A 26,293-nucleotide genomic window follows, 5' to 3' on the forward strand; every position below is an offset into this window, starting at 1 on the left:
GCCCATCATTCAAGTGTTAAATCATGAAGAATACTATCATATCCCTGTGCCTCTTCAGATGCCGTCAACCGAAGAGGTGCTGCAATAAACTCAGTAATTTTTGCTAAAATAAATGTCCCAATTGCTGCAAAAGCTATAGTAAACAAAATTGCGACAAGTTGTTTCCAAAGCAATGATACGTCACCATTGATAACTCCGGCCACACCACCAATACTTTTATCAGCAAACACGGCTGTCAAAATTGCGCCCACTGCACCACCAATACCATGAATACCAAAAGCATCTAATGTATCATCATAGCCAAAACTATTTTTTACAAACGTAATGCCAGCAAAGCCAATAAATCCAGCTACCAAGCCCATAATTACTGCAGCCCAAGGGGCAACAAAGCCTGCTGCAGGTGTGATAGCTACTAAGCCTGCCACGCCACCACTTGTAATACCAGCCAAAGTTGCGCGACCATGGCGTTTATATTCAGCTATACCCCAAGTTAAAACACTGACCGCAGAAGCAAGCCACGTATTAACTAAAGCCAATACAGCTGTGCCATTGGCCGCCAAAGCTGATCCTGAGTTAAATCCAAACCAGCCGACCCAAAGTAACGCACCACCAATTAAAACATAAGATGGTCTAACAGGAATATGTTTGTCATGATGCCGATGACCAATCATTAACGCTAGCACTAAGCCAGTTACACCACTTGAAATATGAACTACTGTCCCACCAGCAAAATCGATTGCACCTAATTGTGCTAGCAAGCCACCACCCCAGACCATATGTGCCAAGGGTGAATAAATGAAAATCAGCCATAATGTAATGAATACAATCATCGCTTTAATGCGCACACGACCAATAACAGACCCAGTGATAATTGCGGCTGTAATAATCGGGAACATACCTTGAAATAAAGCAAAAGCACCATCTGGAATTGTTAAATCTTTAGTTGACTTGGTAAATGATACGTTAGTCATAAACAAATGGTTCAAATTACCTATTACGCTACCCGATCCCCCAAAAGCTAACGAATATCCCACAACAAACCAGACTAACGTGGCAATACCAATTATCAGAACTGGTACAAACATTGTATGGAGAAGATTACGTTTTTCACCTAAGCCGCCATAAAAAAGTGCTAATCCTGGTGTCATTAACCACACCAATGCTGAAGATATTAAAACCCAAGCCAAATCACCTGTATTCATAAAAAACTCCTCTATATATTGTTGTTATAATCATAACAGGTAGACCAATTATAACGGTTTGATTATGATAGGTTTTATAACATCTACTGTTTTTTAAATTGAAACAAAAAGCGATAGTTTCAGCTGAAACTATCGCTTTTTGTTTTATTAAACCAATATATGCTTATTAAGCCTACACAGTATTTTTTTATAACTTATGTGATTTATACTGTTTGAACAGTAATCATGTTTGTTGTACCAGATTGTGACATTGGTACGCCAGCTGCGATAACAATTGTATCACCTGAGTTAGCCAAACCTTGTTCCTTAACAGCTGTCTTAGCCAAGGCAATCATTTCATCAATTGTTGATGGTGCCTCATAGACAACAGGTACAACACCATAGTTCAAAGTCAAACCACGTTGTACACGCTCTGAATATGTGATTGCCAACACATTGACATCAGGACGGTGCTTTGAAACCATGCGTGCTGTATAGCCTGAGTTTGTTGATACAACAACAGCTTTAGCATTAACGCTGCGTGAAATACGAGTCACAGCAGACGCTACAGACTCAGTTGCACTAGATTCGTCAAACAAAATTTCTTGATGACGACCATTTTCACGTAATGAAGTTTCAGCTTTTTCGTTAATTGCAGCCATTGTAGCAACCGATTCAACTGGGTAATCACCATTAGCTGATTCACCAGATAGCATTGTTGCATCCGTACCATCGAATACAGCATTAGCAACATCGGAAGCTTCGGCACGTGTAGGACGTGGATTTTCTTCCATTGAATCAAGCATTTGTGTTGCTGTAATAACAGGCAAACCAAATTTATTCATCTTACGAATCATGTCTTTTTGAACCAAAGGCACATTTTCCGCAGGAATTTCAACACCCATGTCACCACGTGGTACCATCAATGCATCTGAAACTTCCAGAATAGCATCAAGATTGTCGATACCTTCTTGAGATTCAATCTTAGGAATAATTTGCACGTGTTCCATGTTCTTTTCCTTCAATAATGCACGAATTTCAAGTACATCTTCAGGCTTACGAACAAATGAAGCGGCGATATAATTAATCTCATTATCCAAACCAAAACGAATATCATCAGCGTCTTTTTCAGTGATACCAGGTAAATTAATTGCAACACCAGGTGCGTTAACACCCTTACGTGAACCTAAAATACCATCGTTATCTATACGAACAACAAGCTCGCGATTAGCCATGTCTTTTTCAAGAACTGTTGTGCCAAGCAAACCGTCATCGAACAAAACTTGTCCGCCAACATTTACATCATCAAATAAGCCGGCATAAGTAACAGCAATCTTGTCCTTTGTGCCTTCAAGATTTTCATCCATTGCAATACGTAATGTATCGCCTGTATGGAATTCAATTTTACCATCAGCTTGTTTTGTTGTACGGATTTCTGCACCCTTTGTATCCAACAAAATACCAGCTGTTTTACCAGTAATTTTTTCAGCTTCGTGAACTGCATTCATACGACCCAAATGTTCTTCGTGATCGCCGTGTGAGAAGTTAAAACGGAATACGTTAGCACCCGCTTGGATTAACTTTACGATTGTTTCGACATCAGATGATGACGGACCAAGTGTTGAGACGATTTTCGTCTTTTTCATGGTTAAATAGCTCCTTAGTTATCTTGGTTGTTGCTTGTGCAACTCTACCCAAACTCTATTTTATACATTATTAAGTGTTTACACAAGGCATAATATTATTGGCTTCTTCTGAACACAACATTTTTATAGCCTAATAAAGTTGATAATTCAACAATGATACCGGTTTCATCACTCATCCAAAATTTTGAATCTAGCGTTTGCTTTTGTTCCGTATTTTGCCAATATATCACAACCGGGTTATCACCATGATGTTTTTTTAGTATTTCAATCACGTCATGACGATTTTCAACCGTATCATGGTCATTATCAAATTGTAAAAACCAAGTACCAGATACATTTTCCAATGGTTCTAAATCAGGCGCATGATGTATTTGATTTGCAATAATTGATAGTTTGCCATTATAACTATCTATTTTTCCAGTAATTTCGATAATTGTCCCTGTTTTCAATAGATCACTTGTTTTAGTCAACACCTGACTAAACACTGTTATACCAATTGTTCCGGTTATATCAGAAACAGTCATAAACGCCATTTCTTCACCTTTTTTTGTACGCGTTTTACGAATACTATCAATAATCACTATGGTTTTTATTTTTTGATCTTTTTTTATCATATCGGCAATTTGTTCGAATTTTTTACTGATAATTAATGCTGAGTAAGTATCCAAAGGATGTCCTGATAAATTAACCCCTATTGCTTCTTTTTCATGTGCTAACTTATCAGTCAGCGTAAAATCATCACTTTTCTTTATTTTTGTTTCACTTAAAATAAAGTCACCAAAACCAGCTGCCTCAATTAAATCGGCTAAAGCAGTTATTAATTCTGATCGATTATAACCAAATGCATCTAACGCCCCAGCATAAACAAGTTGTATCAAAGTATCTTGCTTACGCAATTTATCGGGTAAACGACGAATAAACGATTGAATCGATTTGAAATGTCCATTCTCTTGTCTTTCTGCTAATACAGCAGACACAAAATCAGTTCGCACCCCTCGAATATTAGTTAAACCCATCTGCAATTTTTGATCATCTGCTGTCCAAAAACGTTGTGATTGGTTGATATTCGGTGGACTAACTTCTATATTACGTAACTTTGCTTCCATAATATAACTTCTTATTTTTTCAGGTGACCCAAGATTAGCATTCAATAATGCTGTAAAAAAAGCAACTGGATAATGTGCTTTCATATAGGCTAATTCAAAAGACAATTTGCTGTATGCAACAGCATGTGACCTGTTAAAGCCGTAATTTGCAAACTCATCTATATAAGCAAAAATCTGCTCAGCTTGTTCACCATCATGGCCCAAATCAATTGCCCCTTGCACAAATTTCTCGTGCATCGCTGTCATTTTTTCTATTTTTTTCTTTGACATAGCACTTCGCAAAAGGTCAGCTTCACCTAAGGTGAAGCCTGCAAAAGTTTCTGCAACTAGCATGACTTGCTCTTGGTAGACAATAATGCCAAAAGTTGGCGCCAAAATTGTTTTAAGACTTGAATCAAGTATCGTGACTTTTTCGTGACCGTGGCGTCGCTGAATAAACGATTGAATATTACGACTTGGCCCTGGTCGATACAACGCATTAACCGCCACAATATGTTCAAAAGTTGTTGGTTTTAATTGGCGCAACACGTTTTTAATACCTGAAGATTCAAACTGAAAGACACCGTTCGTATCGCCTTTAGCATATAAAGCCAAAGTTTTTGAATCATCAAGTGGTATTTTACTAATATCAAAATGATCTGGTAACTGTTTTTTTGCATCATATAACGTTTGCGCTAAAATAGATAAATTAGATAAACCAAGAATATCTATTTTAAGTAAGCCAAGTGCTTCAACTGGATTTTTTTCAAATTGTGTCAATAGCCGATCATCTGATCCTGATTGTACAGGTAAGGTGTTAATCAATGGTTCTGAGCTTAATACTACACCTGCAGCATGAGTTGAGTAATTACGTGGTAGTCCTTCAATATGTTGTGCTACTTTAAGTAACAACTCCCCATTATCAACATCAGATAAAACAGTCCGCAAAACATTAGACGCGTTTAAAGTATCTTGAATTAATACCTTACGCCCCTGTTTACCCTGGGGTACAGCATTACTAATTCGACTCATCATTTGCTGGGATACACCAAACACCCGGGCAGTATCTCTTAAAGCCTGCTTGGCTGCTAAAGTCCCAAATGTCAATATTTGCGCAAAATTACGTTGTCCATATTTATCATGTAGATAATTTAATATTAAATCACGTTTGTTATCTGGCCAATCAATATCAATATCTGGCATTTGGATACGCTGCGGGTTCAAAAAACGCTCAAATAATAAGCCAAACTGTATCGGATCGACATCAGTAATTCTCAAAGCATAGGCAACTAAGGAGCCTGCCGCAGACCCACGTCCAGCACCCATTTGAATATTTTTTTGATGAGCAAAATTAACAATGTCCCAAACAATTAAAAAATAATCATTAAATGCTAAATTATCAATTATTTGCAATTCATGTTGCAAGCGTTTCTCATACTGATCTAACGCCACTTGTCGTCCGTTTATTCGTTCTAATAAACCTTTTTCTGCAATAGAACGCAAATAGTTTTCTGACGTCTGATTCTCATTTGGTAAACGAAATTTTGGTAATGTTGCTGTTTGCTTAAATACGATTTCAACCTGGCTCTTTGATACTAGTAATTCATTGTTCAAGTAAGCTGTTTTTAATGCATCATTAGCCAAATAAGCTATCTGAACTTCATCAAAATCTTGCAATACATGAGTCCCAATCTGCTGTGCGAGCAGTTTAATGTCATCTAGCTTGGTATTTGTCTCAATTGCCTTTAAAACTTGTGTTGTGAATGCATCATCGGGATTGAGATAGTCAACCGTATCCAACGCAATCAGTTTTGCTTGATTTTTTGCACTAAATGTCACTAATCGTTCTTGAATTTGTGGCGCGAGTTGTGGATTAATACCTAAATATAATTTTTTTGGATCAATTTTTGTGATGAGTTGTTGCCAATAATCAACTGATTGTGTATATTCAGAAGCGATAAATTGCGAAATTTCACTATCATTAGGAAAAATGATGTTGATACCTGCCAAATGCCCAGTAATAACATCTAGTGTCATTTCACTGATTTTGGTAGTCATTTTTGCTGAAGAAATCCACATCAAATTCTGATAGCCTGTTTGATTTTCGGCGATGAGTACTATCGGAAAAACAGTAGCGGTATTGACCAAGCCATTAACTTGTAAAGTCACACCAAATAGCGGCTTGATATTATTTTCTTTTGCAACTTGATAAAATTTAACAGCGCCATACATCACATTTATATCGGTTAAAGCAATAGCCTGATAATGACGTTTTTTGGCAGTTTCAATAATTTGTTCAATTGTATTAGGATTTTTCAATAAGCTATAAGCACTCAAAATCTGTAAAGGTGCGTACATTAGGCCTCCACTACGCTTACTATGGTCATACGAAAATTTGTTCCCTTTAATTATACACGAAACACGTCTAAAAAGGTTGCGCTTTTTTTTAAAGAGCGTATGATAGTTTTGTAAAGAGGTGGAAATTATGAAGTTTATTACTGTTGCTATTTGGTCAGCAATTTTTGGTGAAATTTTAGGCTATATTGTTTCTCAACTATCTGAGGGAACCTATTCATTCACAACAGTTGCAATTATTGCCATTATTGTTGGTGAAATTGCAATCATCGCAATCCCTGCAATTTCAGGATCAGCTGCATCAAAGAAAATTACCGCCGAAGAATAAAAAGAGACGTGAATAAATTCACGTCTCTTTTTATTCTTGCCATTCTTGAACAAGATCGTTAACTGTTAACTGGCCTGGCGCACTGACTCGTGTGCCATCCAGTACAGCAAATGTCATTTCTGAACCGTAATGATAACCTTCTATTCGTGAACGTTTACCAAGTTCACCCATACTTATAGTAATCAATGGCTGACTAACGCTGGTCACAGCACTTTTGGTGGCATCTAGTAACAATTGTGTGTCTTTTTCAGACTGTGACATCACTGCCAATTTAATAATATCTGCTGGTTGTTTTGACATCTCCAATATAATTGCTGTACTATTTTTTGGCGTCATATTAAAATCATGGTATGACAATATAACAGGGACACCTACTTCATGTGCCGCATCAATAATTTTTTGGCGTAAAAGTTCTTCTAATGCATATTCCACATCAACAGCTACAAATGGGTAACCGGCATAAAGTGCATTAACCAAAAATGTCGTGTACTCAACAGGTGACATTTCTCCTTGTCCACCCTGAGAAGTCGTCCGATACGTTAAAATAACTGGAAAACCACCAATACTATTAAATACTGTTCCAATTAATTCTTTGATAATTTGCTGATTCATTACAGGCCAATTGGCAGTAAACTCTTGCTTCGCGTTGTCTATTTCAGCTAACATCTTTGCTTCAGTCATCACTGACACATTTTTTTGTGCGAGTTCATCTTGTGCCCCTAGTTTAACTTGTTGCCACATCACAGCTTGGCTAAAGTTATCTGCTATATAATCTGCTCGCCATTCAACAACGTCTGGATTTTGTTGCTGCAACTTTTGTGCAAATGGTCCAAACTTATCGGAAGGTCCTAAGGTTAGAGGGACCGTGATAATCGGCTTACCATTGGTGCTTGGCAGATGTAATAGTTCTCTTAATGTCATAATATTTTGTAGACGACCCATATCATTTGAGGCTTTAATACCTGCCTAATTTGATACTTTTCATCACTGCTTTCTGCAATTTTTTTGAAGTGTTCTTCTGAAATAATTGTAAACCGATTTTGGTTTTTTATAAAGTCCTGTAAGGCTACAACCTTACTTGGTGCAAATACAATTGATGGCCCAGCAGCATTATTCAACGCTATTTTTGTTAAATAACGCTTCATTAAACCTTCAGTAGCGGCATGAATTAACGCGATATTTCGTTGATACTGTGTATTTTCAATAAGACTCATTGCCATTAAAGGTAATGAAAATGTTGATTCAATCTCAAGATTCATCCAATTCAAATAGTTGAACTCTGCCCAGTCTATGCCATCCAATTTATTCGACTTGAATGCCACTGGCATCAATATTTTATCGCCACGATAATTGTGAAAATTCATGATTATTTCTTCAAAACTCGTATGCAAAATCAAGGTTTCATGTGTTAAATAATGTTGTGCTGCACGATCTGAATCAGTCCCAGTAGGACCCAGTGTATGTATATTCATAACTCACCTATTCAATTGCTTTACTTCTTTATCAATCGCTGCCTGCATTAAAATGGTCATAATATTATCAATCATATCATCAGTGATGTCTTTATTTGCAGAAAAATCACTTTTAAGAGCTATTCGTTGCTGAATCATACGATTATTTTGTATTGTTGCTATACCAAATTTTTCTTTGTAGCGCGCAATATCTTCAACTATTTGAAAGCGTTCAGCAATTGTTTGGAAAATTTGACGATCAAAAGCATCAATCTGTGATCGTAACTGTAATAATGCCAATTCATCTTGATTAGCACTAAATAATGCAATAATTTCAGCAGCAATACGTGAAGGTTTTTTACCAACCGTTTCTACGGTGAAATTAGCTATTTGTTGATATTTCGGATCACGTTTTTGCCACAAGGCAAAAAATTCTGCTGTAGATTTTTCTTGCAACAATGGTCGTTGTCCTTCCAATATTAACCGACCAATTGTACTTTCCAAGTTACCATGTAAGTAGATAACAGTTGCTGGCGAATGTTGTAACACCTCTAAATTTTCTTGTCGTTCTACGACGCCACCACCTGTTGCAACAATGCCATTAAATGTTTGCACATCATTTAAAACCTCAGTCTCCAATTGACGAAACCCAACTTCACCGCGCGTTTCAAAAATCTCACTGATAGTTTGTCCAGCAACACGCTCAATTTCAGAATCAATATCAAGAAATTTAGAATGATGCTGACGGGCTATTTCTTTGCCTACAGTCGTTTTTCCTGCACCCATAAAACCAATAAGCATCAATGTATCTGGCTCTTTAATCATTATTTTCTCACTTTAATTATAAATTTTCTCTTGATTGTCGTGCATCAGAAATAAGTGTTATCAGTGTGTCTTCATCATTATTTTCGATTGCCTGTGAAAATAAGTCTAATTGTTTTATCAGTTGCTTCTGGCTTTCTAACACAGCTTTTTTGTTACTCAGTAAAACATCTGCCCAAAGTTTAGAATCACTCGCTGCAATACGTGTTGTATCTTTAAACCCGCCAGCGGCATATTGACCAAACAGTGTTGCTGGCCCTAGCTGTGCTGTTGCTGTATTCATTAATGCAAAAGCAACAATATGTGGTACATCACTAATTATTGCCATTAACGCATCGTGTTTGGCAATATCAATGGTGATAAATTTAGCATTCAATGGTTTAAACACCACTTGTAGCCTACGACTGTCACTAATAGAACTAGGTACTAAAAAGTACGTGACGTGTCTATATAGGTGTTTATTAGCATAGATCACGCCACTTTGATGCGTGCCAGCCATTGCGTGTCCACCAATGAATTTGATATTAATTGGTGTTAATACTTCTTCTGCCATCGCCATGATATCTCGTTTTGTTGACCCTGTATCAGTTATAATAACATTTTCTTTCAGCACCATTTTTGCTAATTGATGCATATTTTTTTCAATACTAGTTATCGGTGTGGCTAAAACAATGATATCAGCCTGTGATGCAACATCACACAATTGAGAACTAATTGCCGAAACAAGATTATTTTCTATTGCATAACGCAAAGACTGTTCATTAATATCCACCCCGACAACATAATTATCAGATTGTGTATTTAGAATTCCAGCCAATGATGCACCCATTTCGCCAAGTCCTACAACAACAATATTCATCATAATTTTTCTCTCATTATTGCTGTCAAATCAGCCAGAAATCCAGGATATGAAACGCTCATTGCGTCTTCGCCTGTTAAAATAACATTTCCCTCAGTAATTAATGCCGCAACGGCATTCATCATTCCTATGCGATGATCACCATGTGAATCAAGTAATACAGAATCCTGCATGACATGTAATGGTGTACCACCATGAATAATCATGCCGTCTTGTTTTTCTTCAATATCGGCACCAAGTTTTGTGAGTTCACTGATCACCGTTGCAATACGATCAGTTTCTTTTACCCGCAATTCTGCAGCACCACTAATTACAGTATCTCCAAGTGCTTGCGTTGCAGCTAATGCCAAAATTGGCAACTCATCAACAGCACTTGGAATATCATCCGCCATAATATTAATGCCATGTAAAGACTGCGATTTAATGACAATGTCTGCAAGCGCTTCACCGTCTGAAAAAATTGGTTCTTGCTTAATATTGGCACCCATTCGTTCAAGTAATTTAATGACACCAACACGCGTTGGATTAACACCAACTTTTTTTAAGGTTATCTCAGAATTTGGCGTAATTAAGCCCGCCACCATAAAGAATGCCGCACTTGAAATATCTGAGGGAACTAGCACATGTTGTCCACGTAATTGCGGCTGTTGTTGTATAGTGATTACCCCATTATTTGTTGTAATGATCCCTCCAAATTGGCGTAACATACGTTCCGTATGATCTCTTGAAGTCACTTTTTCAATAATAATGGTTTCACCTTCTGCCTGTATGCCAGCCAATAAAATAGCACTTTTAACCTGTGCCGATGCAACAGGCATTTCGTAAGTCATACCCTGCAACCTATTATTTGCCCGAATCGTTCCCGGTAAAAAATTATCAGCTGTTAAATCAAACTGAGCATTCATTAATGATAATGGCTCTGCGACACGGCGCAATGGCCTGCTGCTTAATGATTCATCACCAAAAAAAGAAAGATCGAAAGGCTGTTTACTTAATAAGCCCATTAAAAGGCGCGTTGACGTCCCAGAATTTCCCATATTAAGTGCATGCTTTGGTTTTGTAAAACTATCCAATCCTTTCCCTATCACTTTGATTTGTGAGCCTACTTGATTTATGGCAACACCTAGTTCACGAAATACGGTCATTGTGCGCATCACATCGTCTGACATTAAAAAATTGTCAATGCGCGTTTCACCAGTCGCAATGGCCCCAAACATTAACGCTCGGTGTGAAATTGATTTGTCTCCTGGCACAGTAATTTCACCATGCAGACCTGATTTTGGTGCTTTGCTAAGTTTAATCATAAGTACTCCACCTTTTTAAGTATGTACGTAGCCGAGGCTACTTAGTTAAAATGTACGAATTTCTTCACGGTATGCTGCTACCTGTTCTTTCATACGCTCAATATTATCCGCATCAAATTTATCCAAAACAGCTATTGCAAGTTCAATAGCTACCATAGACTCAGCAATAACCGCTGCTGCTGTAACTGCCGTTGTATCTGAACGTTCAATAGAGGCTTTATGTTCTTGATGTGTGTCAATATCAACCGACTTCATTGGCCGATATAAAGTTGGAATTGGTTTCACGACGCCACGAACAGTAATCGCCTCACCAGTTGTCATACCACCTTCAAAGCCGCCCAAATTATCAGTACCACGGTAAAAGCCTTTTTCTGAATCCCAAAAAATTTCGTCCATAATTTGATCGCCATATTTTTCAGAGTTATCAAACCCACCGCCAAATTGTACCCCTTTGAAAGCATTGATACCAACAATGGCACGCGCAATCTTGCCGTCTAATTTCTCATCAGCTGATACATATGATCCAATACCAACAGGCATACCTGTTGCAATAACTTGTACCTGACCACCGACTGTATTTGCATCACGCTTAGTCTTGTCAATCACCTGACGAATAGCTTCATCAGCTTCAGCTGTTAAGGCTCGCGTTGCAAAGCTTTCAGTTACTGCACGTAATTCTTGCAAATCTTTATACTGTGTTAAGACATTTAAATCTGATTTTGCAGGACCAACATTAACAACGAAGCCGTGAACATCAACATTAATTTCTCGTAATAATTTTTTTGCTACTGCACCTACAGCAACGCGCATAGTTGTTTCACGAGCTGATGATCGTTCCAACACATTACGCAAATCATCATGATGTCGATATTTCATACCGCCTACTAAATCAGCATGTCCGGGACGTGGTCGTAAAACTTTTCGTAAGGTGTTTTCTGGTGTCGCAGGATCATTTGGTGCCATAATTTTAGACCAGCTATTATGATCATCATTGTGTACATTTAGTGTTATGGGTGACCCTAATGTGATTTGATGTCGCACGCCAGTTAGAAAAGTCACAGTATCTGTTTCAATTTGTTGACGTTCACCACGACCATAACCATGTTGACGACGCGCTAATTCCTCATTAATATCTTCTTGAGTGATATGTAATCCTGCTGGTACACCCTCAATGATAGCAATTTCTTCTGGTCCATGGCTTTCACCTGCTGTCGTATAACGCATAATTAATTTATTGTATGAGATGTAGCATAACTACTCCTCACACATTCCTTTCAGAGTTTTATTTAATAAAAGTTGGCATATCTGCCAATTTTTTTTGGATAATCACAGGATCACCAATTTTTTTGAGTGCAACAAGATTTAAAACACCACCACGATTTTTTTTATCATTGATCAAATGGTCAAAAAATTCAGGGGTCCCTATTAAATTTGAACTTGTTGGTAACCCTACCGCCTCTAAACGTACTTTAAGAGCGTTAGTCAAATCATCAGATGACACATCCTCACGAGCCATTCGCTCAGTCATCGCTATCATCCCAATAGCTACAGCCTCACCATGTCGTAGATTCCCATGTGCTAGTAACTCAATTGCATGTCCTATTGTGTGTCCAAAATTAAGATATTGCCGTTGCCCTGATTCCTTCTCATCATGCATCACAATTTTTGCTTTATAGGCAATAGCCAATTGTGACAGTTTTTGTGCATGCGCGCGAATGTCTTGAGTTGATTGTATAGTCCCAGTGAAGTCAAAGAATTCTTGACTATCAAGTGCCGAAGTTTTAACAACTTCCCCATAGCCTTCGACTAAATCACGATCTGTTAATGTATCTAAATATGTGCTATCAACCAAAACTAAATCTGGTTGATAAAAGGTGCCCGCAATATTTTTAGTATTGCCTAAATTGACAGCTGTTTTGCCACCAACTGACGAGTCAACTTGTGCTGTGAGGGATGTTGCAATTTGAATAAAGCTAATACCCCGCATATAAAGTGAGGCCACAACACCACCCAAATCACCAATAACGCCACCACCTAAAGCAATTAGGCCATCCCCTCGCGTAAATCCTGCTGCAGCCATTTTGGCAATCAATTCACCAGCCACTGTTAATGACTTAGATTGTTCACCGGCCGGCACTTGTAAGGGTAACACATCAAATCCTGCAGCTTCAAGCTGCTGCTGTGTTGCCGTCAAATAAAGCGGTCCAACATGGCTGTCAGTCAGCAAGGCGATTTTACGAAGCGACCAAACAGCTAAAATTTCTGATCCGATTTGAGTATGTGCTGTATTATTAATTTTAACGTCATACGCTTTTTGATCAAAAGAGACATGTACGGTTGACATAACTATCCTTTCTAACTAATTATTAGTATTCTGAGTTATCGTGTGCAACAATATCATGAATTTTTCTCACTTTGTCAGCAAGTTGAGAAAAGGCTTCTGGTGTCAATGCTTGTGCGCCATCGACAAATGCATGTTCCGGATCATCATGTATTTCCGTCATAAGCCCTTGACTGCCAGCTGCCGTAGCCGCCAATGCCAATGGTGTCACAAATTTCGCAACGCCTGCTGCATGTGATGCATCCGCAATAACTGGATAATGCGTTAAACTTTGTAAAACAGGAATAGCTGAAACATCAATCGTATTACGTGTGTACTTATTGTCGTACGTTCGAATACCACGCTCCATTAGCATGATTTGCGTGTTACCGCCTGCTGCAATATATTCTGCGGCATTTAATAAATCATCAATCGTTGCAGACATACCACGTTTCAAGACAACTGGTTTACGTTTTTGTCCTAAAGCCTTCAACAAAGCAAAATTTTGCATATTTCGCGTGCCAACCTGAAAAATATCCGTATACGAGTCAACTAAATCAACATCTCGTGTATCTAAAATTTCAGTAATCATATCCATACCAAGTTCATCTGCAGCTGCACGATGAGCTTTCAGCCCCACTTCGCCATTGCCTTGAAAAGAGTACGGCGACGTTCGTGGTTTGAAAGCGCCGCCACGCAAAATTGTTGCGCCGGCCGCTTTCACTTGACGACCCATTTCAAGTACATGTTCTGCACTTTCAATAGAATCTGGACCAGCCATAAAAATAAAATGATTTCCGCCAATGATTGAATGATTGGTCTTTATTATTGAATCATTTGGGTGGAAATCTCGAGAGGAAACAATTGCCGAATGGTGATTTGTGATCACTTTAACAACATCTTGTGATATTTCGTTTAAAGTGCTATTGGGCAAGTTTTTTACTCCTGCCAACGCCACGCGATTATCGTGTACGAACACTGGTTTGATAGGATTATTAGTGTCCAATTTTTTGGCAATCTCTTGTGCTATATCATTGTTTTTTGTAATTAAAATCATTTTATTTTCCTTCTATAGCTTGCGCCATTAACTGCCGATCAGCAGGTTGATTGAACCAGAATTCAAAGCTTAGCGCCCCCTGACCCACTAACATTGACAAGCCATTTTGTGTGAGTAATTGATGCTTTTTGGCCGCTTTTAGTAATCCTGTTTGCTGGTTACGATAAACCATATCGACTACCAATGCATATTGTGGTAGCAAACCGACTTGGTAATCTGTTAATAATGTTCTCGCGTCATTCATACCCACAGTTGTGGCATTGATCAATAAATCCGCCTGCTGTAAAGCATTTGTCAATGCACGATTATCAGATAAATCTGCTAATTGGCCAATACCTTGACTGAGATACGCAACAGCAGTTTCACGTTGGGACCACCCTGAATGTGGCCGATTAAATGCCGTCAAGTGGCGAACACCATACTGCTGTGCTGTAGCAATAACAGCTCTTGCTGCCCCGCCAGTCCCAAGAATCACAACATTTTCATGTGGTTGATTGGGATTCATACTTTGCCAAAATCCGTCGCCATCAGTACTTGTACCAATCAAACGACCATTAACATTTTTGACTGTATTTACCGCCTGTAAACGGTTTGCTAATGGTGTTAACTCATCTAAATACTGTATAATATCTGTTTTATAAGGCGTAGAAACATTGAACCCACCACAATTTAAAAGTCGTAATCCTTTGATAGTCATCGCTAAATTCTCTGGTTGAACATCAAATTTATGATAATAAGCATCAATCTGTCGCTGAAAAATCACTTTATTTTGCATAATAGGTGATCGTGAATGCCCTGCCGGATGTGCTATTAAACCGTATACTGCCATTTTATTTCTCCAAATGTTGTGCAATTTTTTTAACAATTGCACTTGCGTTCAAACCATATTCATCTAACATCATTTGAGGTGCAGCGCTCATACCAAATTGATCAATACCAAATATAAGCCCGGAATCACCAGTTAATGTTTGCAAACCAAGTGTTGTTCCTGCCTCTATTATCACATTTTCTGCAGTCGCTTTGGGAATAATTTGTGTTTGATCCTTCAAATCTAGGGACAAAAACTGCTTCAGATTAGGCATTGAGATTACACGACTAGGAACGTTCAATTGCCGGCTAACCGTCAGAGCTAATTGTACTTCTGATCCTGAAGCAATTAAATTTATGACAGGTTTGGGTTGCGTCGCAATATTAGCCGCCCCATTTTCGATAGCTGACTTTGCTTGTTGTGCTGTTCCTTGAGATCCAATGGCGCCACGACTCAAAATTAGAACTGTTGGTCGATTAACAGACATAAGTGCTTTTTGCCACGCTGCTGTAATTTCTTCAGCTGTTCCAGGCCGTAAAACATCAATGCCCGGAATCAATCTCAAACTCATAATTTGTTCAACTGGTTGGTGAGTCGGCCCATCTTCTCCAACTGTAATGCTATCATGTGTAAACACATAAATAACTGGTAGTTTTTGTAAAGCACTCAAACGAATAGCTGCCTTCATATAATCTGAAAATACTAGAAATGTAGCGCCAAAAATCTTAGTGCCACCATGTAATGCAATCCCATTCATGACGGCTCCCATACCAAATTCTCTGACGCCAAAAGCAATATTTCGTCCTGAACGATTATCCGCGTTAAATAGTGCTGTTTCAACAATTTCGGCATTAGTTGAAGCAACTAAGTCTGCTGATCCACCCCATAACTGCGGTAACTGTTTTGAGAATGCTTGTAAAGCAAATTTGGAAATTTTACGGCCAGCTTGGGATTTAATAGATTCTGTCAATTTTGGTGTCGTAGTCACTTGATGTTGCGTAAAAAAATTGTAGGCTGTTAATTCATCAATATCTGTTACCTGTTGATGAGTCAAACGGTCATGAATACGTTGACGCATATCTTGAAGAACATCAATATCTATTTCAAAATCACTTATTTTCGTATTTAAATTAGTTGCCAACGCATCAAGTTGTGTTTGAGTTAACGGCGTACCATGTGCTTTGTTGGTGCCAGCGTAAGGACCGTAATTTCCAATGATTGTTTTAACTGAAATAAATGTTGGCTTTGAACTTGTTTTAGCTTTATCAATCGCATGATGAATTGCAGAAACATCATTACCATCAGGTACGTCAAGTACATGCCAACCGTAACTTGCAAAGCGTGCCATATTATCTGAAATATCTGATCTATTTTTGTCACCATCAAGGCTAATACTATTATCATCATGTATAACAATTAATTTCGATAAACCTTGTTTACCAGCTAATGACGCAGCTTCATGACTGACGCCTTCCATGAGATCACCATCTCCAACGAGGACATATGTATAATGATCTATCACATTTGGAAATTGATCATGCAATTTCGATTCTGCCATCGCCATGCCGACAGCCATACCTAGTCCCTGACCCAATGGCCCTGTTGTTGCTTCAACCCCAGGAGTTATGCCAACTTCTGGATGACCAGGTGTTTTTGAGTGCGGTGATCTAAAATGCGCCAAATCATCAGATGACAGGTCAAAACCAGCGGCATATAACGTAGTGTAAAGTAATGCAGCGCCATGTCCAGCTGACAATACAAACCGATCGCGATTAATCATATTTGGATTGTCAGGATCAATCACTAACTGATTTGCATATAATTCATATAAAATCGGTGCAGCACCAAGCGCAATACCGGGATGCCCAGAACCAGCCTTTGAAATCATTTGGTTTGCAAGCAACCGCATACTATTAATTATTTTTAATGAATCAGTAGGTAACGCTAATGTTTCATTCATAATTTTCTCCTAATAAAAAACCGTACTAGTGTGTTTCACCTAGTACGGTTTATTAAAACAGTTCTACCCTGCCAAATAAAAAGTCACTAAGTGTTGAAATTCCACTTAGTGACTGAACCTTGAAAAGCTCCTGGTCGCTAAGTGCGTCGAAAACCGACGCACTTATTATGCGACGGTTCTACATAAACCAGAAGTAATAATAACTATTATTTTTGCTTTTCAAAATTTTCTTATCCATTAATTCATTCTCTTATCATTATTTAATATTTTAATTATACTGCCTGATATTAATTTTGTCAAATCCTCATTATATTATTGCACAAGCTAGCTGCAATCATTATTAGCATATAACGGCAAATAAAAAAACTAGCAGGTATAGTGTAAAGATTTTACATTTGGAAGAATGAACATTTTAAGGAAGTCAACCTGCTAAGTTTATGTCTTTAATTATGCCCGACCCAGATTATTTAAATATTAAAGTATTAGCGGCATTTTTTAATGTGATGCCACACAACACCTTACGGATAAAAAAGGAACCAACACATGTTAGTCCCTTTTAACTCTATAGTTTAAATTACTTTTCGCTATCTTTTTTCAAATCTGCAATAGTATCTTTAACGTTATCCTTAACATCTGTGATTGTATCTTTCACTTTACCGAGAACACCTTGTGCCTTACCCTCGGCTTCGCGATTTTTGTCACCGGTAACTTTGCCTTCTACTTCTTTTGCCTTACCAGCAATCTTATCCTTGGCGCTATCAAACTTTTCTTCAATTGACATAGTATTTATTCTCCTTGATTCTTATTTGATATTATAAGTATATTGTAACGTCATTATTAAACTATTACAAAATATATGCTCATGTTGACATTGGTATAAAATATTTAAAGCTTCATACTATGCTTCAAGGGCAGTTAACTACCTTCAAAACGTGCATTAAACCGCGTTAAAAAATGACCATGGAAAATATTTTATTAATCTCCAACTTTATAGGATCTCCAATCAATTTCAATAATTTATAGCGAATCAAAATATTTCAATTAAAAATATCACATCTATTGGTGTTACAAGTAAAATCGAAGAATAGATAGTATATATTGAACAAAAAATACGAAACATTATTTAATTTAAACCATATTACATCACAACATAAAATGCATGCCGCATTTTTCAAAACTGATGTGTCCCTTTAATTTTTCCTGATCAAACTTTTTAACCAGTCTAATAACAACGTGTTGATTTTGATAAATATTTACAATATCAAAAATTTGAGCACAATAAAACCCAAAACATAGTTTTGGGTTTTATTGTGCTCAACGTGCATGGTACAAAATAGCCAATGCACCAACACCAGTATGAGTTGATATGATAGGCCCTGTTGTCATCACTTCAATTTTAATATCTGGCCAAATTTTGTTTAAACGTACTGCCATTTTCTCAGCAACCTCTGGAACACCTGCATGTGAGACGCCAATTGCTAATATGTCAGAATATGCTTGCATCTTAGCAATCACACCATCATTAAATTTACTAAGCGCCTTCATTCCCCGGCCTTTTGTAATGACTTCAACTGATCCTGTTTTGTCGACACCAGCACCAACTTTAATGTTAAGTAGATTACCAATAAGTCCAGATGTTTTACTGAGGCGCCCACCAGCAACCATATTATCAAGCGATGTGAAACTTAAAAATGTGTGCGAATGTTCACGTATTTTTTTAATTTCAATCAAAATTTCAGACATCGTGGCGCCATTTTGTGCCATTTTAGCTGCAGCTAAAACACAAAAAGCCTGTGCACGATCAGCATTTAAAGTATCAAAGGTGGTAACTTTAGCTGCTGACAGTGCTGCTGCCTGATCAGCTGCATGTACCGTACCAGATAGACCTGATGATATATGTAAACTCAAAATTTCAGAATCTGGATTTTTTTTATGAATAGCTTCATAAACTGCTTGAAATTTACCAATTGATGGTTGAGAAGTTTGTGGTAAGCTATGGCTTGTCGTCATTTTTTCTAAAAATTCATCGCGTTGAATGGTTACACCATCTTCATACACAACACCATCAATTTGAACGGTTAGCGGTATAACTGTTATATCATATTGTTTTATTTCTTCTGGAGTTAAAGCAACCGCTGAATCTGTAACAATTTTAATATTAGACATTTTCTCCTCAATTCTTACGCTGATAACGTTCTACAACAAAGGCATATTCATTCTTATCGTCTTTTTCATGTGCCTGTTGACTAATTAAATCAAACTGCGTTAAATCGATTTCATCTACAAAGGTATCGCCATTGATCACAGCGTCAATACGCGTCACGATTAAATCAGTCGCATATGGCATAAAAGTACGATAAATCGATGCGCCACCCACAATAGAGACATCCCTTGAATCATTCTTAATAAACGATAACACGTCATCAGCAGAATGTGCAACCAAAACATCATCAAAATCAGGTTGCCATGTCAATTGTCTCGTTAACACTAAACTTGTTCTATTTGGCAAGGGTTGTCCGATACTTAACCATGTTGTACGCCCCATAATCATTAGTGTATCTGTTGTCTCTTCGCGAAATAATTTCAAGTCAGCGGGTATATGCCAAGGTAATTTTCCATTTTTACCAATAGCATGCTGCCGGTCTTCTGCCCACACCATTTTAATTTTTGTCATCGGACTTCAACTCCTTTATATATGTCAATAATACGTCATGTTTATTTTCAAGTTGACCAAGCACGACTGCTTTTTCCATCATTTTTAACGTGCGCCCCATTTCAGGTCCAGGCTTTACTAAGCCAGTCATTATTAAATCAGCCCCATTAATGGCCATATCAGCACTTTTAGAAATTGGTAAAGTTGCAAAGTTAGTGTCTATCTGTTGCACTTTTTCATCGGGCACTCCCATCAGATATAACACCGACAACAATATGTCACGGTACGCATAGACTTGATAGAGCTGAAATTTACGGACAGTTTCAATATGACGTACCAAGGGTACAATAAGGGAAGTCACTTTTATATCTTCACGGCTCATCTTCCACATGCGCATAAATTGCGTTATTTTTTTTTCATTTAAATCTGAACGGGCCAATAAATGGATCCAAGCTATTTGTGTGGTGTTAGCTTGATTGGATTCAAGGTCTAATATTATCCTGGATAAGTCCCATGTACCAATGTCACCAGGTAAATATGCCATCACCTGATCACGACTAGCTATTTGGAGACTTTCAGATGCTTGTGATCCCATTAATATTTTTTCAAATTCTACTCGAATGCGTTCAACAGCAATTTTTTCAAGATTAGGCGCTAACTTACGCAGTGCCTGTTGCGTATTAAAATCAATAGCAAACTCAAGTTGGGCACTAAATCGTAAAGCTCGCATCATGCGCAAAGCATCTTCTGTAAACCGCACTTCCGCGTCCCCAACAGCTCGCACAATCCCATTTTTTAAATCACTTAATCCGTCAAATAGATCCACTATATTACCAGAATAATTCATGGCTAGTGCGTTAATGGTGAAGTCTCGCCTTTTTAAATCTTCTTTCAGACTACGAACGAATGTTACCTTATCAGGTCTACGAAAGTCTGTATAAGTTGATTCAGTTCTAAATGTTGTTATTTCATAACCCGCACCATGATCTAACGCCATGACCGTCCCATGTTGAATCCCAGTATCTATCGTTTTATTAAACAAAGATTTAACTTCTTCTGGAAAAGCAGAGGTTGCAATATCCACATCATGTATCGGTTTATTTAAAAGCATGTCGCGTACTGCCCCGCCAACAAAATAAGCTTCAAAACCAGCATTTTCAAGTGTCTTCAAAACAGGTTGCGCGTCAATAAATTCTTGTGGCAGTGTATTAATTTTCATCGTTAAAAGTCCTTAATCAAATTATACCAAAAAACATACAATTAATACGTTTAAACTTGAGGTTCTTTTAAAACTGAAATTCACACAAAACATCTGTCATTGATTGTCTATTCAATGACAGACAAGTTAATGATCTAGTCGTTTAAAAAACTAAATCTTCCAATCGTATCTGCATATCCGCATCATTTGGTTCCAAAAATAAATACTGTTTCATGGCGGAAATTTCTGCATCACGATTACCTTGTTGATGGTACCATGCTATGATATCTAACAAGAACGTGGCATTTTCTTGAAACAACGGTTCTGATTGTTTCCAATATTCTTGTGCCTTATCATCATTACCTGTAGCCTGATAAGCACGTGCTAAATACCAATAAAATTGTGGATCTGAAATATCTTCAGTCAAGTATTGTGTTAACATATTAATCATGTCATCAAATTTATGCTGGGTTATTAATAGTTCTGACAACGCAATAATTGTCATGACATCAGCATCATCAATTTTTAAAGCTTTATGGTAGTATTCCTTTGCTATCGTTTTATCTCCTGTTTTTTCAGCCGCTAAGCCCGCCAAACGATATAAACGTACATTTGTCTCATCTTGTGCTAAACCAGCCTGATATGTCCGATAGGCATCATCTAGTTGTTGCTGTTTTTCATAAGCAAGACCTAGTAATGGATAAACAGACGTATATTTTGGATCAATTTCCAAAATATCATTAAAGATACGAATCGCTTCATCTTCACGATTATTTTCTTGATATAAAATTGCTAACTGAAAACGCGTATCTGTTGTCATCTTATTCAACTTAATTTGTTCTAAATAGCCAATAGCATTTTCATAATTACCTACTTGTGCGTAAGCAACACCAATACGAGCAACAATATCTACACGACTAATTTCGCGTTGTCCTTTTAGCAATAAAGCACGATAACGTGTAATGGCTTTTTGAAAGGCTTGGTTAGCATAGTCAAATTCCGCCAAAGCAAATTGAATAACATCTTCATTTGGCGCAATTTTTTCAGCTTGTAACAAACTATATTCGGCAGATTCGTTCAACCCTTCGCTCTGGTAAATATCAGCTTTTACAAGTAGTGAACGTAAATAAGACTCTGAATTTGGTTGAATTTGGGCTAAATAATTTTGCGCTTCATCAATTTCACCATCTTCAATTGCTATGTCAGCCAATGCCGTGCGAATTTCATCTTCTTTCGGATATTTTTCTAATAGTTTTTTATAAGCCCTTCGTGATTGATTTAAAAAACCAAGTGCATATAACTCTTCGGCTAAACTATATATTAAATCGTCATTATCATGTCGTAAAGATTGCGTAAATAGACGTTGCGCGCCTTCTAGTTGTCCACTTGATAAAGCATCTAACATTTGTTGTGCATAATTTGTTTCCATCAATTGCTCCCTTAAAAGTGCACTTTTAACATCCTAAATAATATTAATACACGCTATTTAAGTGATCGTATTTTCTTGTCTAACCGTGTATTTCTAATAACATATTATTTTAACATAAAAAAAGATATGAATACTATCTACGATTTTTTAATTGACGTCATTGTTGATGTCACTGCGAACCTGCTCTCATCTTAAATAAAAATCGTTATCCCTAACAGGACAACGATTTTTGATAATATGAACTACTTTTTGAGATTGTCAACGCCATCTTTTACTGCTTCAAAAGCGTCTTCTGCTTTATCTTTTACTGCCTCGGTAGCATCTACAACTTTATCCTTAGCTTTACCAAAGAAATTTTGTGCCTTACCTTCTGCTTCACGACTTTTGTCACCGGTAACCTTACCTTCTACTTCTTTTGCCTTACCAGCAATTTTGTCCTTGGCGTTATCAAACTTTTCTTCAACTGTCATAATTAATTCTCCTTGAAATTTTATTTGATGTTACAAGCTGATTTTATCATAATTGAGACTTATTGTATAATAATAAGTCTCAATTATGGTACTACTAAAAAAGTAACTCTTTTTAAGAGTTACTTTTTGTGTGTTAAAACGTGTTAAAAATAAGAAATTTATTCTAACATGCTTCAAAAACTGTTTTAAATATGTTTTTAAATGGTGCTTTATTTAACAGCTTCCTTCAAAGCCTTACCAGGCTTAAAGGCTGGTACTTTTGATGCTGGAATTTCAATTTCTGCACCTGTTTGTGGATTACGGCCCTTACGAGCTGCGCGATCACGAACTTCAAAGTTACCAAAACCAATCAATTGAACTTTTTCGCCATTCTTCAAAGCTGCTTCAATTGAGGCAAATACTGCATCAACTGATGCAGTAGCATCTTTCTTTGTCAAACCAGTTGCTTTTGCAACTGAATCTACTAATTCTTGCTTGTTAGCCATTTTTGCTTCTCCTGGTAGTATTTATTAACCGTCGAGCGGTTTTCTTGAAATGTGTCGAAACATTATTTCATGTAACTAGAATACCATAAGAAAGCCTGAATGTGTAGTATTTACGCGGGTTTTCGCTGTTTCGTAATCTTTTTGTTACATAAAAATCATGTTTATGCAAAAAAGTATCCTAACGATACTTTTTTTGATAAAACTAGCCATCATTTACGCGCGCGCACAATTAATTTAATAGGTGTCCCTGTGAAATCAAAGGCTTCGCGAATTTTATTTTCTAAGAAACGCTCATATGAAAAGTGCATTAATTCAACATCGTTGACAAAAATAACAAACGTTGGCGGTTGAATTGCTACTTGTGTCGCATAATAAACACGTAACCGGCGACCATTATCAGATGGTGTTGGATTAATAGCAATTGCATCCATAATAACATCATTCAAAGTAGAAGATGAAATCCGTTTGCGATGATTATTATCAACATCTTTCACTAATTGTGGTAGGCGATCTAAACGTTGCCCAGTTTTTGCAGAAACAAAGGTAATTGGCGCATAATCTAAAAACTTGAATTCAGAGCGAATCAAATCTTCAAATTCCTTCATCGTGTGATCATCTTTTTCAACTGCATCCCATTTATTAACCACAATAATCATGGCTCGTCCGGCTTCATGTGCAAAACCAGCTACGTGCTTATCTTGCTCTCGAATGCCCGCTTCAGCATCAATAACCATCAAAATAACATTACTATTATCAATGGCTTTCAATGCGCGCATAACAGAATATTTTTCAGTATTCTCATACACTTTACCACGTTTACGCATGCCGGCTGTATCAACCATGATAAACTCATCACCTTCAGGTGTCACAAAACGAGAATCAATAGCATCTCTTGTTGTACCTTCGATGCTAGAAACAATCACGCGATCTTCACCAAGCATTGCATTAACAATTGACGATTTTCCAACGTTTGGTCGACCAATAATACTAAATTTAATCGCCCCTTCATCTTCTTGTTCAGCTGCTTCATCTGGAAAATGTTTAACAACTTCATCCAATAAATCACCTAAACCAAGGCCATGTGATCCAGAGACTGGGAAAGGATCGCCTAGCCCAAGCGAATAGAAATCATAAATATCTTGTCGCATTTCAGGATTATCGACCTTGTTAATTGCTAGCACTACCGGTTTGTCGGTTTTATATAACATTTTTGCAACAACTTCATCAGCCGACGTTACACCCTCACGACCTGACGTGATCATGACAATCACATCAGCCTCATCTATTGCTAATTCTACTTGTGCTCGAATTTCTGCTAAAAACGGTGCATCTCCAAGTTCAATACCACCGGTATCAATCATTCGAAATTCATAATTCAACCATTCTGCTGGCGCGTACAAACGGTCACGTGTAACCCCTGGTTGATCTTCAACTATCGCAATACGCTCGCCTGCCATACGATTAAATATTGTTGACTTACCAACATTTGGTCGTCCCACAATTGCTACTACTGGTGCTGCCATAATGGCACCTCCTTATTTTCTTACCGTGTGCTGCCAATAATGCACACTCAAATTTTCTTCAAAAATAAAAGAACTGGAAATCCAGCTCTTTTTAGCTCATATTACAACTTATCACCGAAAATATCGCCCAATGTTGCACCTGAGTCATCCCCATGTTGCTTATAAGCGGCAATATCTGCACGTGATGCTGCACCATCGTTTCCACGACGATCTTCACGTTGTGGCTTTTCTTCCAATGCTTTCATTGACAATGAAATACGTTCTTCTGCTGGTTTAATATCCAACACCTTAACTTGTACTGTGTCACCTGACTTCAAAACTTCTGAAGGGTTTTCAATACGCTTGTTTGAAATTTGTGATACATGGACAAGGCCTTCAATACCAGGCAAGATCTCAACAAAGGCACCAAAATCTTTTACGCGCTTAACTGTACCTTCAAGGACTGCACCAGCAGCAATTTGCTCCGCAGCTTCGTCCCATGGTCCACGTTGTGTTGCTTTAATTGACAACGAAATACGGCCCTTTTCAGTATCCAAAGCCAAAATTTTAACATTGACTTTATCACCCTTTGTCAAAACATCTGCAGGGTTTTTAACACGGTCATGTGAGATTTCTGAAACGTGAACCAAACCATCTACACCACCTAAGTCAACGAAGGCACCAAAGTCTGTCAGACGTGCAACAGTTCCTTCGACAACTTCTCCAACTGACAACTTACTGAATATTTCAGCTAACTGTGCCGCACGTTCTTGAGCTGCAACAGCTTTACGTGACAAAATCAAACGTGCATTAGCAGGATCAATTTCGATAACTTGTGCTTTAATATCTTTATTTCGGAACTGGTTTAAATCAGAAACAAAGCGTTCTGCAACCATTGATGCTGGCACGAAACCACGAACACCGTTTACATCAACAATCAAACCACCACGAACAGCGTTGATAACTTTGGCATCAACTGTATCGCCTTCGCCGAAGCTCAAGTTTTCCCATGCTTTTCGTGCATCTAAACGCTTCTTTGATAACAAATAGGCCACGCCTTCTTTGTCACTTGTCACATTAGAGATAACGACAGCTTCAATGCTATCACCAATTTTTAATTCGTCTGCCAGGTTGATGTTACGATCGTCTGAGTACTCACGTGCTGGCACAACTCCTTCTTCACCGGTAGGCAAACCAACTACTGCTTGGTTATCGTTGTCAATGGCTAGAAGTTCACCTATAACAACATCTCCCACCTTAATTTGATCTGCTGCGCTTTCGAGAGCTGCTAAGAACTCGTTGTTTGTTTCACTCATGACGTCTAACGTCCTCCTACAATTTACACTATGAATATAGTTTACCAGAATAGTCTGCTCTTGT

Annotated in this window: 23 protein-coding genes; 1 reads left to right on the forward strand and 22 read right to left on the reverse strand. The window is 37.7% G+C overall.

The features are described 5' to 3' along the window. Positions 1-5: 5 nt before the first annotated feature. From LEGAS_RS05465 to LEGAS_RS05475, 3 genes are all read right to left on the reverse strand, one after another. A complete protein-coding gene (locus tag LEGAS_RS05465; RefSeq protein WP_013231656.1) occupies positions 6-1,202 on the reverse strand; it encodes an ammonium transporter in 1,197 nt (398 codons plus the stop codon). 203 nt (positions 1,203-1,405) lie between these two features. Then, positions 1,406-2,827, reverse strand: coding sequence for a pyruvate kinase (pyk, locus tag LEGAS_RS05470; protein WP_013231657.1), 1,422 nt, complete (start codon positions 2,825-2,827; stop codon positions 1,406-1,408). Between the two features lie 95 nt (positions 2,828-2,922). Next, positions 2,923-6,270: a DNA polymerase III subunit alpha gene (locus LEGAS_RS05475; RefSeq protein ID WP_013231658.1), complete on the reverse strand. Its 3,348-nt coding sequence runs from the start codon at positions 6,268-6,270 to the stop codon at positions 2,923-2,925. A gap of 127 nt (positions 6,271-6,397) precedes the next feature. Here LEGAS_RS05475 and LEGAS_RS05480 point away from each other — a divergent pair, with 127 nt between their 5' ends. Next, a complete protein-coding gene (locus LEGAS_RS05480; protein ID WP_010388517.1) occupies positions 6,398-6,595 on the forward strand; it encodes a DUF2929 family protein in 198 nt (65 codons plus the stop codon). Positions 6,596-6,625: 30 nt separating this feature from the next. Here LEGAS_RS05480 and LEGAS_RS05485 read toward each other — a convergent pair whose 3' ends face one another. The 19 genes from LEGAS_RS05485 to rpsA form a co-directional block, all read right to left on the reverse strand. Beyond that, positions 6,626-7,516 carry a type I 3-dehydroquinate dehydratase gene (locus LEGAS_RS05485; RefSeq protein WP_013231659.1) on the reverse strand — a complete coding sequence of 297 codons (891 nt, stop codon included), beginning with the start codon at positions 7,514-7,516 and terminating at the stop codon, positions 6,626-6,628. Continuing rightward, positions 7,513-8,067, reverse strand: coding sequence for a hypothetical protein (locus LEGAS_RS05490; RefSeq protein WP_013231660.1), 555 nt, complete (start codon positions 8,065-8,067; stop codon positions 7,513-7,515). The genes LEGAS_RS05485 and LEGAS_RS05490 overlap by 4 nt, the downstream gene beginning before the upstream one ends. A 3-nt stretch (positions 8,068-8,070) precedes the next feature. Continuing rightward, on the reverse strand, positions 8,071-8,871 hold the full coding sequence (locus tag LEGAS_RS05495; protein WP_010388525.1) for a shikimate kinase: 801 nt from the start codon (positions 8,869-8,871) through the stop codon (positions 8,071-8,073). 16 nt (positions 8,872-8,887) lie between these two features. Then, complete coding sequence (locus tag LEGAS_RS05500) at positions 8,888-9,730, reverse strand: prephenate dehydrogenase (protein ID WP_010388527.1); 843 nt, start codon at positions 9,728-9,730, stop codon at positions 8,888-8,890. Beyond that, the gene (aroA, locus tag LEGAS_RS05505; protein WP_010388529.1) at positions 9,727-11,031 is read right to left on the reverse strand and encodes a 3-phosphoshikimate 1-carboxyvinyltransferase; all 1,305 of its coding nucleotides are present in this window, start codon (positions 11,029-11,031) and stop codon (positions 9,727-9,729) included. Before aroA ends, LEGAS_RS05500 begins: the two co-directional genes overlap by 4 nt. Before the next feature lie 45 nt (positions 11,032-11,076). Then, complete coding sequence (gene aroC, locus LEGAS_RS05510) at positions 11,077-12,255, reverse strand: chorismate synthase (protein ID WP_013231661.1); 1,179 nt, start codon at positions 12,253-12,255, stop codon at positions 11,077-11,079. A gap of 58 nt (positions 12,256-12,313) precedes the next feature. Next, a complete protein-coding gene (gene aroB / locus LEGAS_RS05515; RefSeq protein WP_013231662.1) occupies positions 12,314-13,375 on the reverse strand; it encodes a 3-dehydroquinate synthase in 1,062 nt (353 codons plus the stop codon). A 22-nt stretch (positions 13,376-13,397) separates the two neighbouring features. Further along, positions 13,398-14,408, reverse strand: a complete 1,011-nt coding sequence (gene aroF / locus LEGAS_RS05520; protein WP_010385691.1) for a 3-deoxy-7-phosphoheptulonate synthase — start codon at positions 14,406-14,408, stop codon at positions 13,398-13,400. A 1-nt stretch (position 14,409) separates the two neighbouring features. After that, on the reverse strand, positions 14,410-15,237 hold the full coding sequence (locus tag LEGAS_RS05525; RefSeq protein WP_010385693.1) for a shikimate dehydrogenase family protein: 828 nt from the start codon (positions 15,235-15,237) through the stop codon (positions 14,410-14,412). 1 nt (position 15,238) lies between these two features. Next, a complete protein-coding gene (locus tag LEGAS_RS05530) occupies positions 15,239-17,176 on the reverse strand; it encodes a transketolase family protein (protein WP_013231663.1) in 1,938 nt (645 codons plus the stop codon). Between the two features lie 574 nt (positions 17,177-17,750). Further along, positions 17,751-17,957 carry a CsbD family protein gene (locus tag LEGAS_RS05535; protein WP_010385695.1) on the reverse strand — a complete coding sequence of 69 codons (207 nt, stop codon included), beginning with the start codon at positions 17,955-17,957 and terminating at the stop codon, positions 17,751-17,753. A gap of 533 nt (positions 17,958-18,490) precedes the next feature. Beyond that, positions 18,491-19,342, reverse strand: coding sequence for a DegV family protein (locus LEGAS_RS05540; RefSeq protein WP_013231665.1), 852 nt, complete (start codon positions 19,340-19,342; stop codon positions 18,491-18,493). Between the two features lie 7 nt (positions 19,343-19,349). Further along, the gene (locus LEGAS_RS05545) at positions 19,350-19,850 is read right to left on the reverse strand and encodes a dihydrofolate reductase (RefSeq protein ID WP_010385699.1); all 501 of its coding nucleotides are present in this window, start codon (positions 19,848-19,850) and stop codon (positions 19,350-19,352) included. Then, positions 19,837-21,048, reverse strand: coding sequence for a CCA tRNA nucleotidyltransferase (locus tag LEGAS_RS05550; protein WP_013231666.1), 1,212 nt, complete (start codon positions 21,046-21,048; stop codon positions 19,837-19,839). The genes LEGAS_RS05545 and LEGAS_RS05550 overlap by 14 nt, the downstream gene beginning before the upstream one ends. A gap of 142 nt (positions 21,049-21,190) precedes the next feature. After that, positions 21,191-22,456 (reverse strand): tetratricopeptide repeat protein, encoded by a 1,266-nt coding sequence (locus LEGAS_RS05555; protein WP_013231667.1) that lies wholly within the window; start codon positions 22,454-22,456, stop codon positions 21,191-21,193. Between the two features lie 242 nt (positions 22,457-22,698). Further along, the gene (locus LEGAS_RS05560; RefSeq protein ID WP_010385701.1) at positions 22,699-22,926 is read right to left on the reverse strand and encodes a CsbD family protein; all 228 of its coding nucleotides are present in this window, start codon (positions 22,924-22,926) and stop codon (positions 22,699-22,701) included. Between the two features lie 209 nt (positions 22,927-23,135). Next, on the reverse strand, positions 23,136-23,411 hold the full coding sequence (locus tag LEGAS_RS05565; protein ID WP_010385704.1) for an HU family DNA-binding protein: 276 nt from the start codon (positions 23,409-23,411) through the stop codon (positions 23,136-23,138). A 209-nt stretch (positions 23,412-23,620) separates the two neighbouring features. Further along, positions 23,621-24,934: a ribosome biogenesis GTPase Der gene (gene der / locus LEGAS_RS05570; RefSeq protein WP_013231668.1), complete on the reverse strand. Its 1,314-nt coding sequence runs from the start codon at positions 24,932-24,934 to the stop codon at positions 23,621-23,623. A 101-nt stretch (positions 24,935-25,035) separates the two neighbouring features. After that, the gene (gene rpsA, locus LEGAS_RS05575; protein WP_010385706.1) at positions 25,036-26,229 is read right to left on the reverse strand and encodes a 30S ribosomal protein S1; all 1,194 of its coding nucleotides are present in this window, start codon (positions 26,227-26,229) and stop codon (positions 25,036-25,038) included. Positions 26,230-26,293: the final 64 nt, after the last annotated feature.

The organism is Leuconostoc gasicomitatum LMG 18811 (genome assembly GCF_000196855.1).
GTDB lineage: Bacteria > Bacillota > Bacilli > Lactobacillales > Lactobacillaceae > Leuconostoc > Leuconostoc gasicomitatum.

What these genes read in the sequence shown, in the direction of transcription:
- LEGAS_RS05465 (WP_013231656.1), bottom strand. Translation starts at nt 1,202, where the DNA reads ATGAATACAGGTGATTTGGCTTGGGTTTTAATATCTTCAGCATTGGTG.
- LEGAS_RS05480 (WP_010388517.1), top strand. Translation starts at nt 6,398, where the DNA reads ATGAAGTTTATTACTGTTGCTATTTGGTCAGCAATTTTTGGTGAAATT.
- LEGAS_RS05530 (WP_013231663.1), bottom strand. Translation starts at nt 17,176, where the DNA reads ATGAATGAAACATTAGCGTTACCTACTGATTCATTAAAAATAATTAAT.
- LEGAS_RS05475 (WP_013231658.1), bottom strand. Translation starts at nt 6,270, where the DNA reads ATGTACGCACCTTTACAGATTTTGAGTGCTTATAGCTTATTGAAAAAT.
- rpsA (WP_010385706.1), bottom strand. Translation starts at nt 26,229, where the DNA reads ATGAGTGAAACAAACAACGAGTTCTTAGCAGCTCTCGAAAGCGCAGCA.
- der (WP_013231668.1), bottom strand. Translation starts at nt 24,934, where the DNA reads ATGGCAGCACCAGTAGTAGCAATTGTGGGACGACCAAATGTTGGTAAG.
- LEGAS_RS05485 (WP_013231659.1), bottom strand. Translation starts at nt 7,516, where the DNA reads ATGACATTAAGAGAACTATTACATCTGCCAAGCACCAATGGTAAGCCG.
- LEGAS_RS05565 (WP_010385704.1), bottom strand. Translation starts at nt 23,411, where the DNA reads ATGGCTAACAAGCAAGAATTAGTAGATTCAGTTGCAAAAGCAACTGGT.
- LEGAS_RS05560 (WP_010385701.1), bottom strand. Translation starts at nt 22,926, where the DNA reads ATGACAGTTGAAGAAAAGTTTGATAACGCCAAGGACAAAATTGCTGGT.
- LEGAS_RS05525 (WP_010385693.1), bottom strand. Translation starts at nt 15,237, where the DNA reads ATGGCAGTATACGGTTTAATAGCACATCCGGCAGGGCATTCACGATCA.
- LEGAS_RS05550 (WP_013231666.1), bottom strand. Translation starts at nt 21,048, where the DNA reads ATGAAAATTAATACACTGCCACAAGAATTTATTGACGCGCAACCTGTT.
- LEGAS_RS05540 (WP_013231665.1), bottom strand. Translation starts at nt 19,342, where the DNA reads ATGTCTAATATTAAAATTGTTACAGATTCAGCGGTTGCTTTAACTCCA.
- LEGAS_RS05500 (WP_010388527.1), bottom strand. Translation starts at nt 9,730, where the DNA reads ATGATGAATATTGTTGTTGTAGGACTTGGCGAAATGGGTGCATCATTG.
- LEGAS_RS05555 (WP_013231667.1), bottom strand. Translation starts at nt 22,456, where the DNA reads ATGGAAACAAATTATGCACAACAAATGTTAGATGCTTTATCAAGTGGA.
- pyk (WP_013231657.1), bottom strand. Translation starts at nt 2,827, where the DNA reads ATGAAAAAGACGAAAATCGTCTCAACACTTGGTCCGTCATCATCTGAT.
- LEGAS_RS05545 (WP_010385699.1), bottom strand. Translation starts at nt 19,850, where the DNA reads ATGACAAAAATTAAAATGGTGTGGGCAGAAGACCGGCAGCATGCTATT.
- LEGAS_RS05490 (WP_013231660.1), bottom strand. Translation starts at nt 8,067, where the DNA reads ATGAATATACATACACTGGGTCCTACTGGGACTGATTCAGATCGTGCA.
- aroF (WP_010385691.1), bottom strand. Translation starts at nt 14,408, where the DNA reads ATGATTTTAATTACAAAAAACAATGATATAGCACAAGAGATTGCCAAA.
- aroA (WP_010388529.1), bottom strand. Translation starts at nt 11,031, where the DNA reads ATGATTAAACTTAGCAAAGCACCAAAATCAGGTCTGCATGGTGAAATT.
- LEGAS_RS05535 (WP_010385695.1), bottom strand. Translation starts at nt 17,957, where the DNA reads ATGTCAATTGAAGAAAAGTTTGATAGCGCCAAGGATAAGATTGCTGGT.
- aroB (WP_013231662.1), bottom strand. Translation starts at nt 13,375, where the DNA reads ATGTCAACCGTACATGTCTCTTTTGATCAAAAAGCGTATGACGTTAAA.
- LEGAS_RS05495 (WP_010388525.1), bottom strand. Translation starts at nt 8,871, where the DNA reads ATGATTAAAGAGCCAGATACATTGATGCTTATTGGTTTTATGGGTGCA.
- aroC (WP_013231661.1), bottom strand. Translation starts at nt 12,255, where the DNA reads ATGCGTTATACGACAGCAGGTGAAAGCCATGGACCAGAAGAAATTGCT.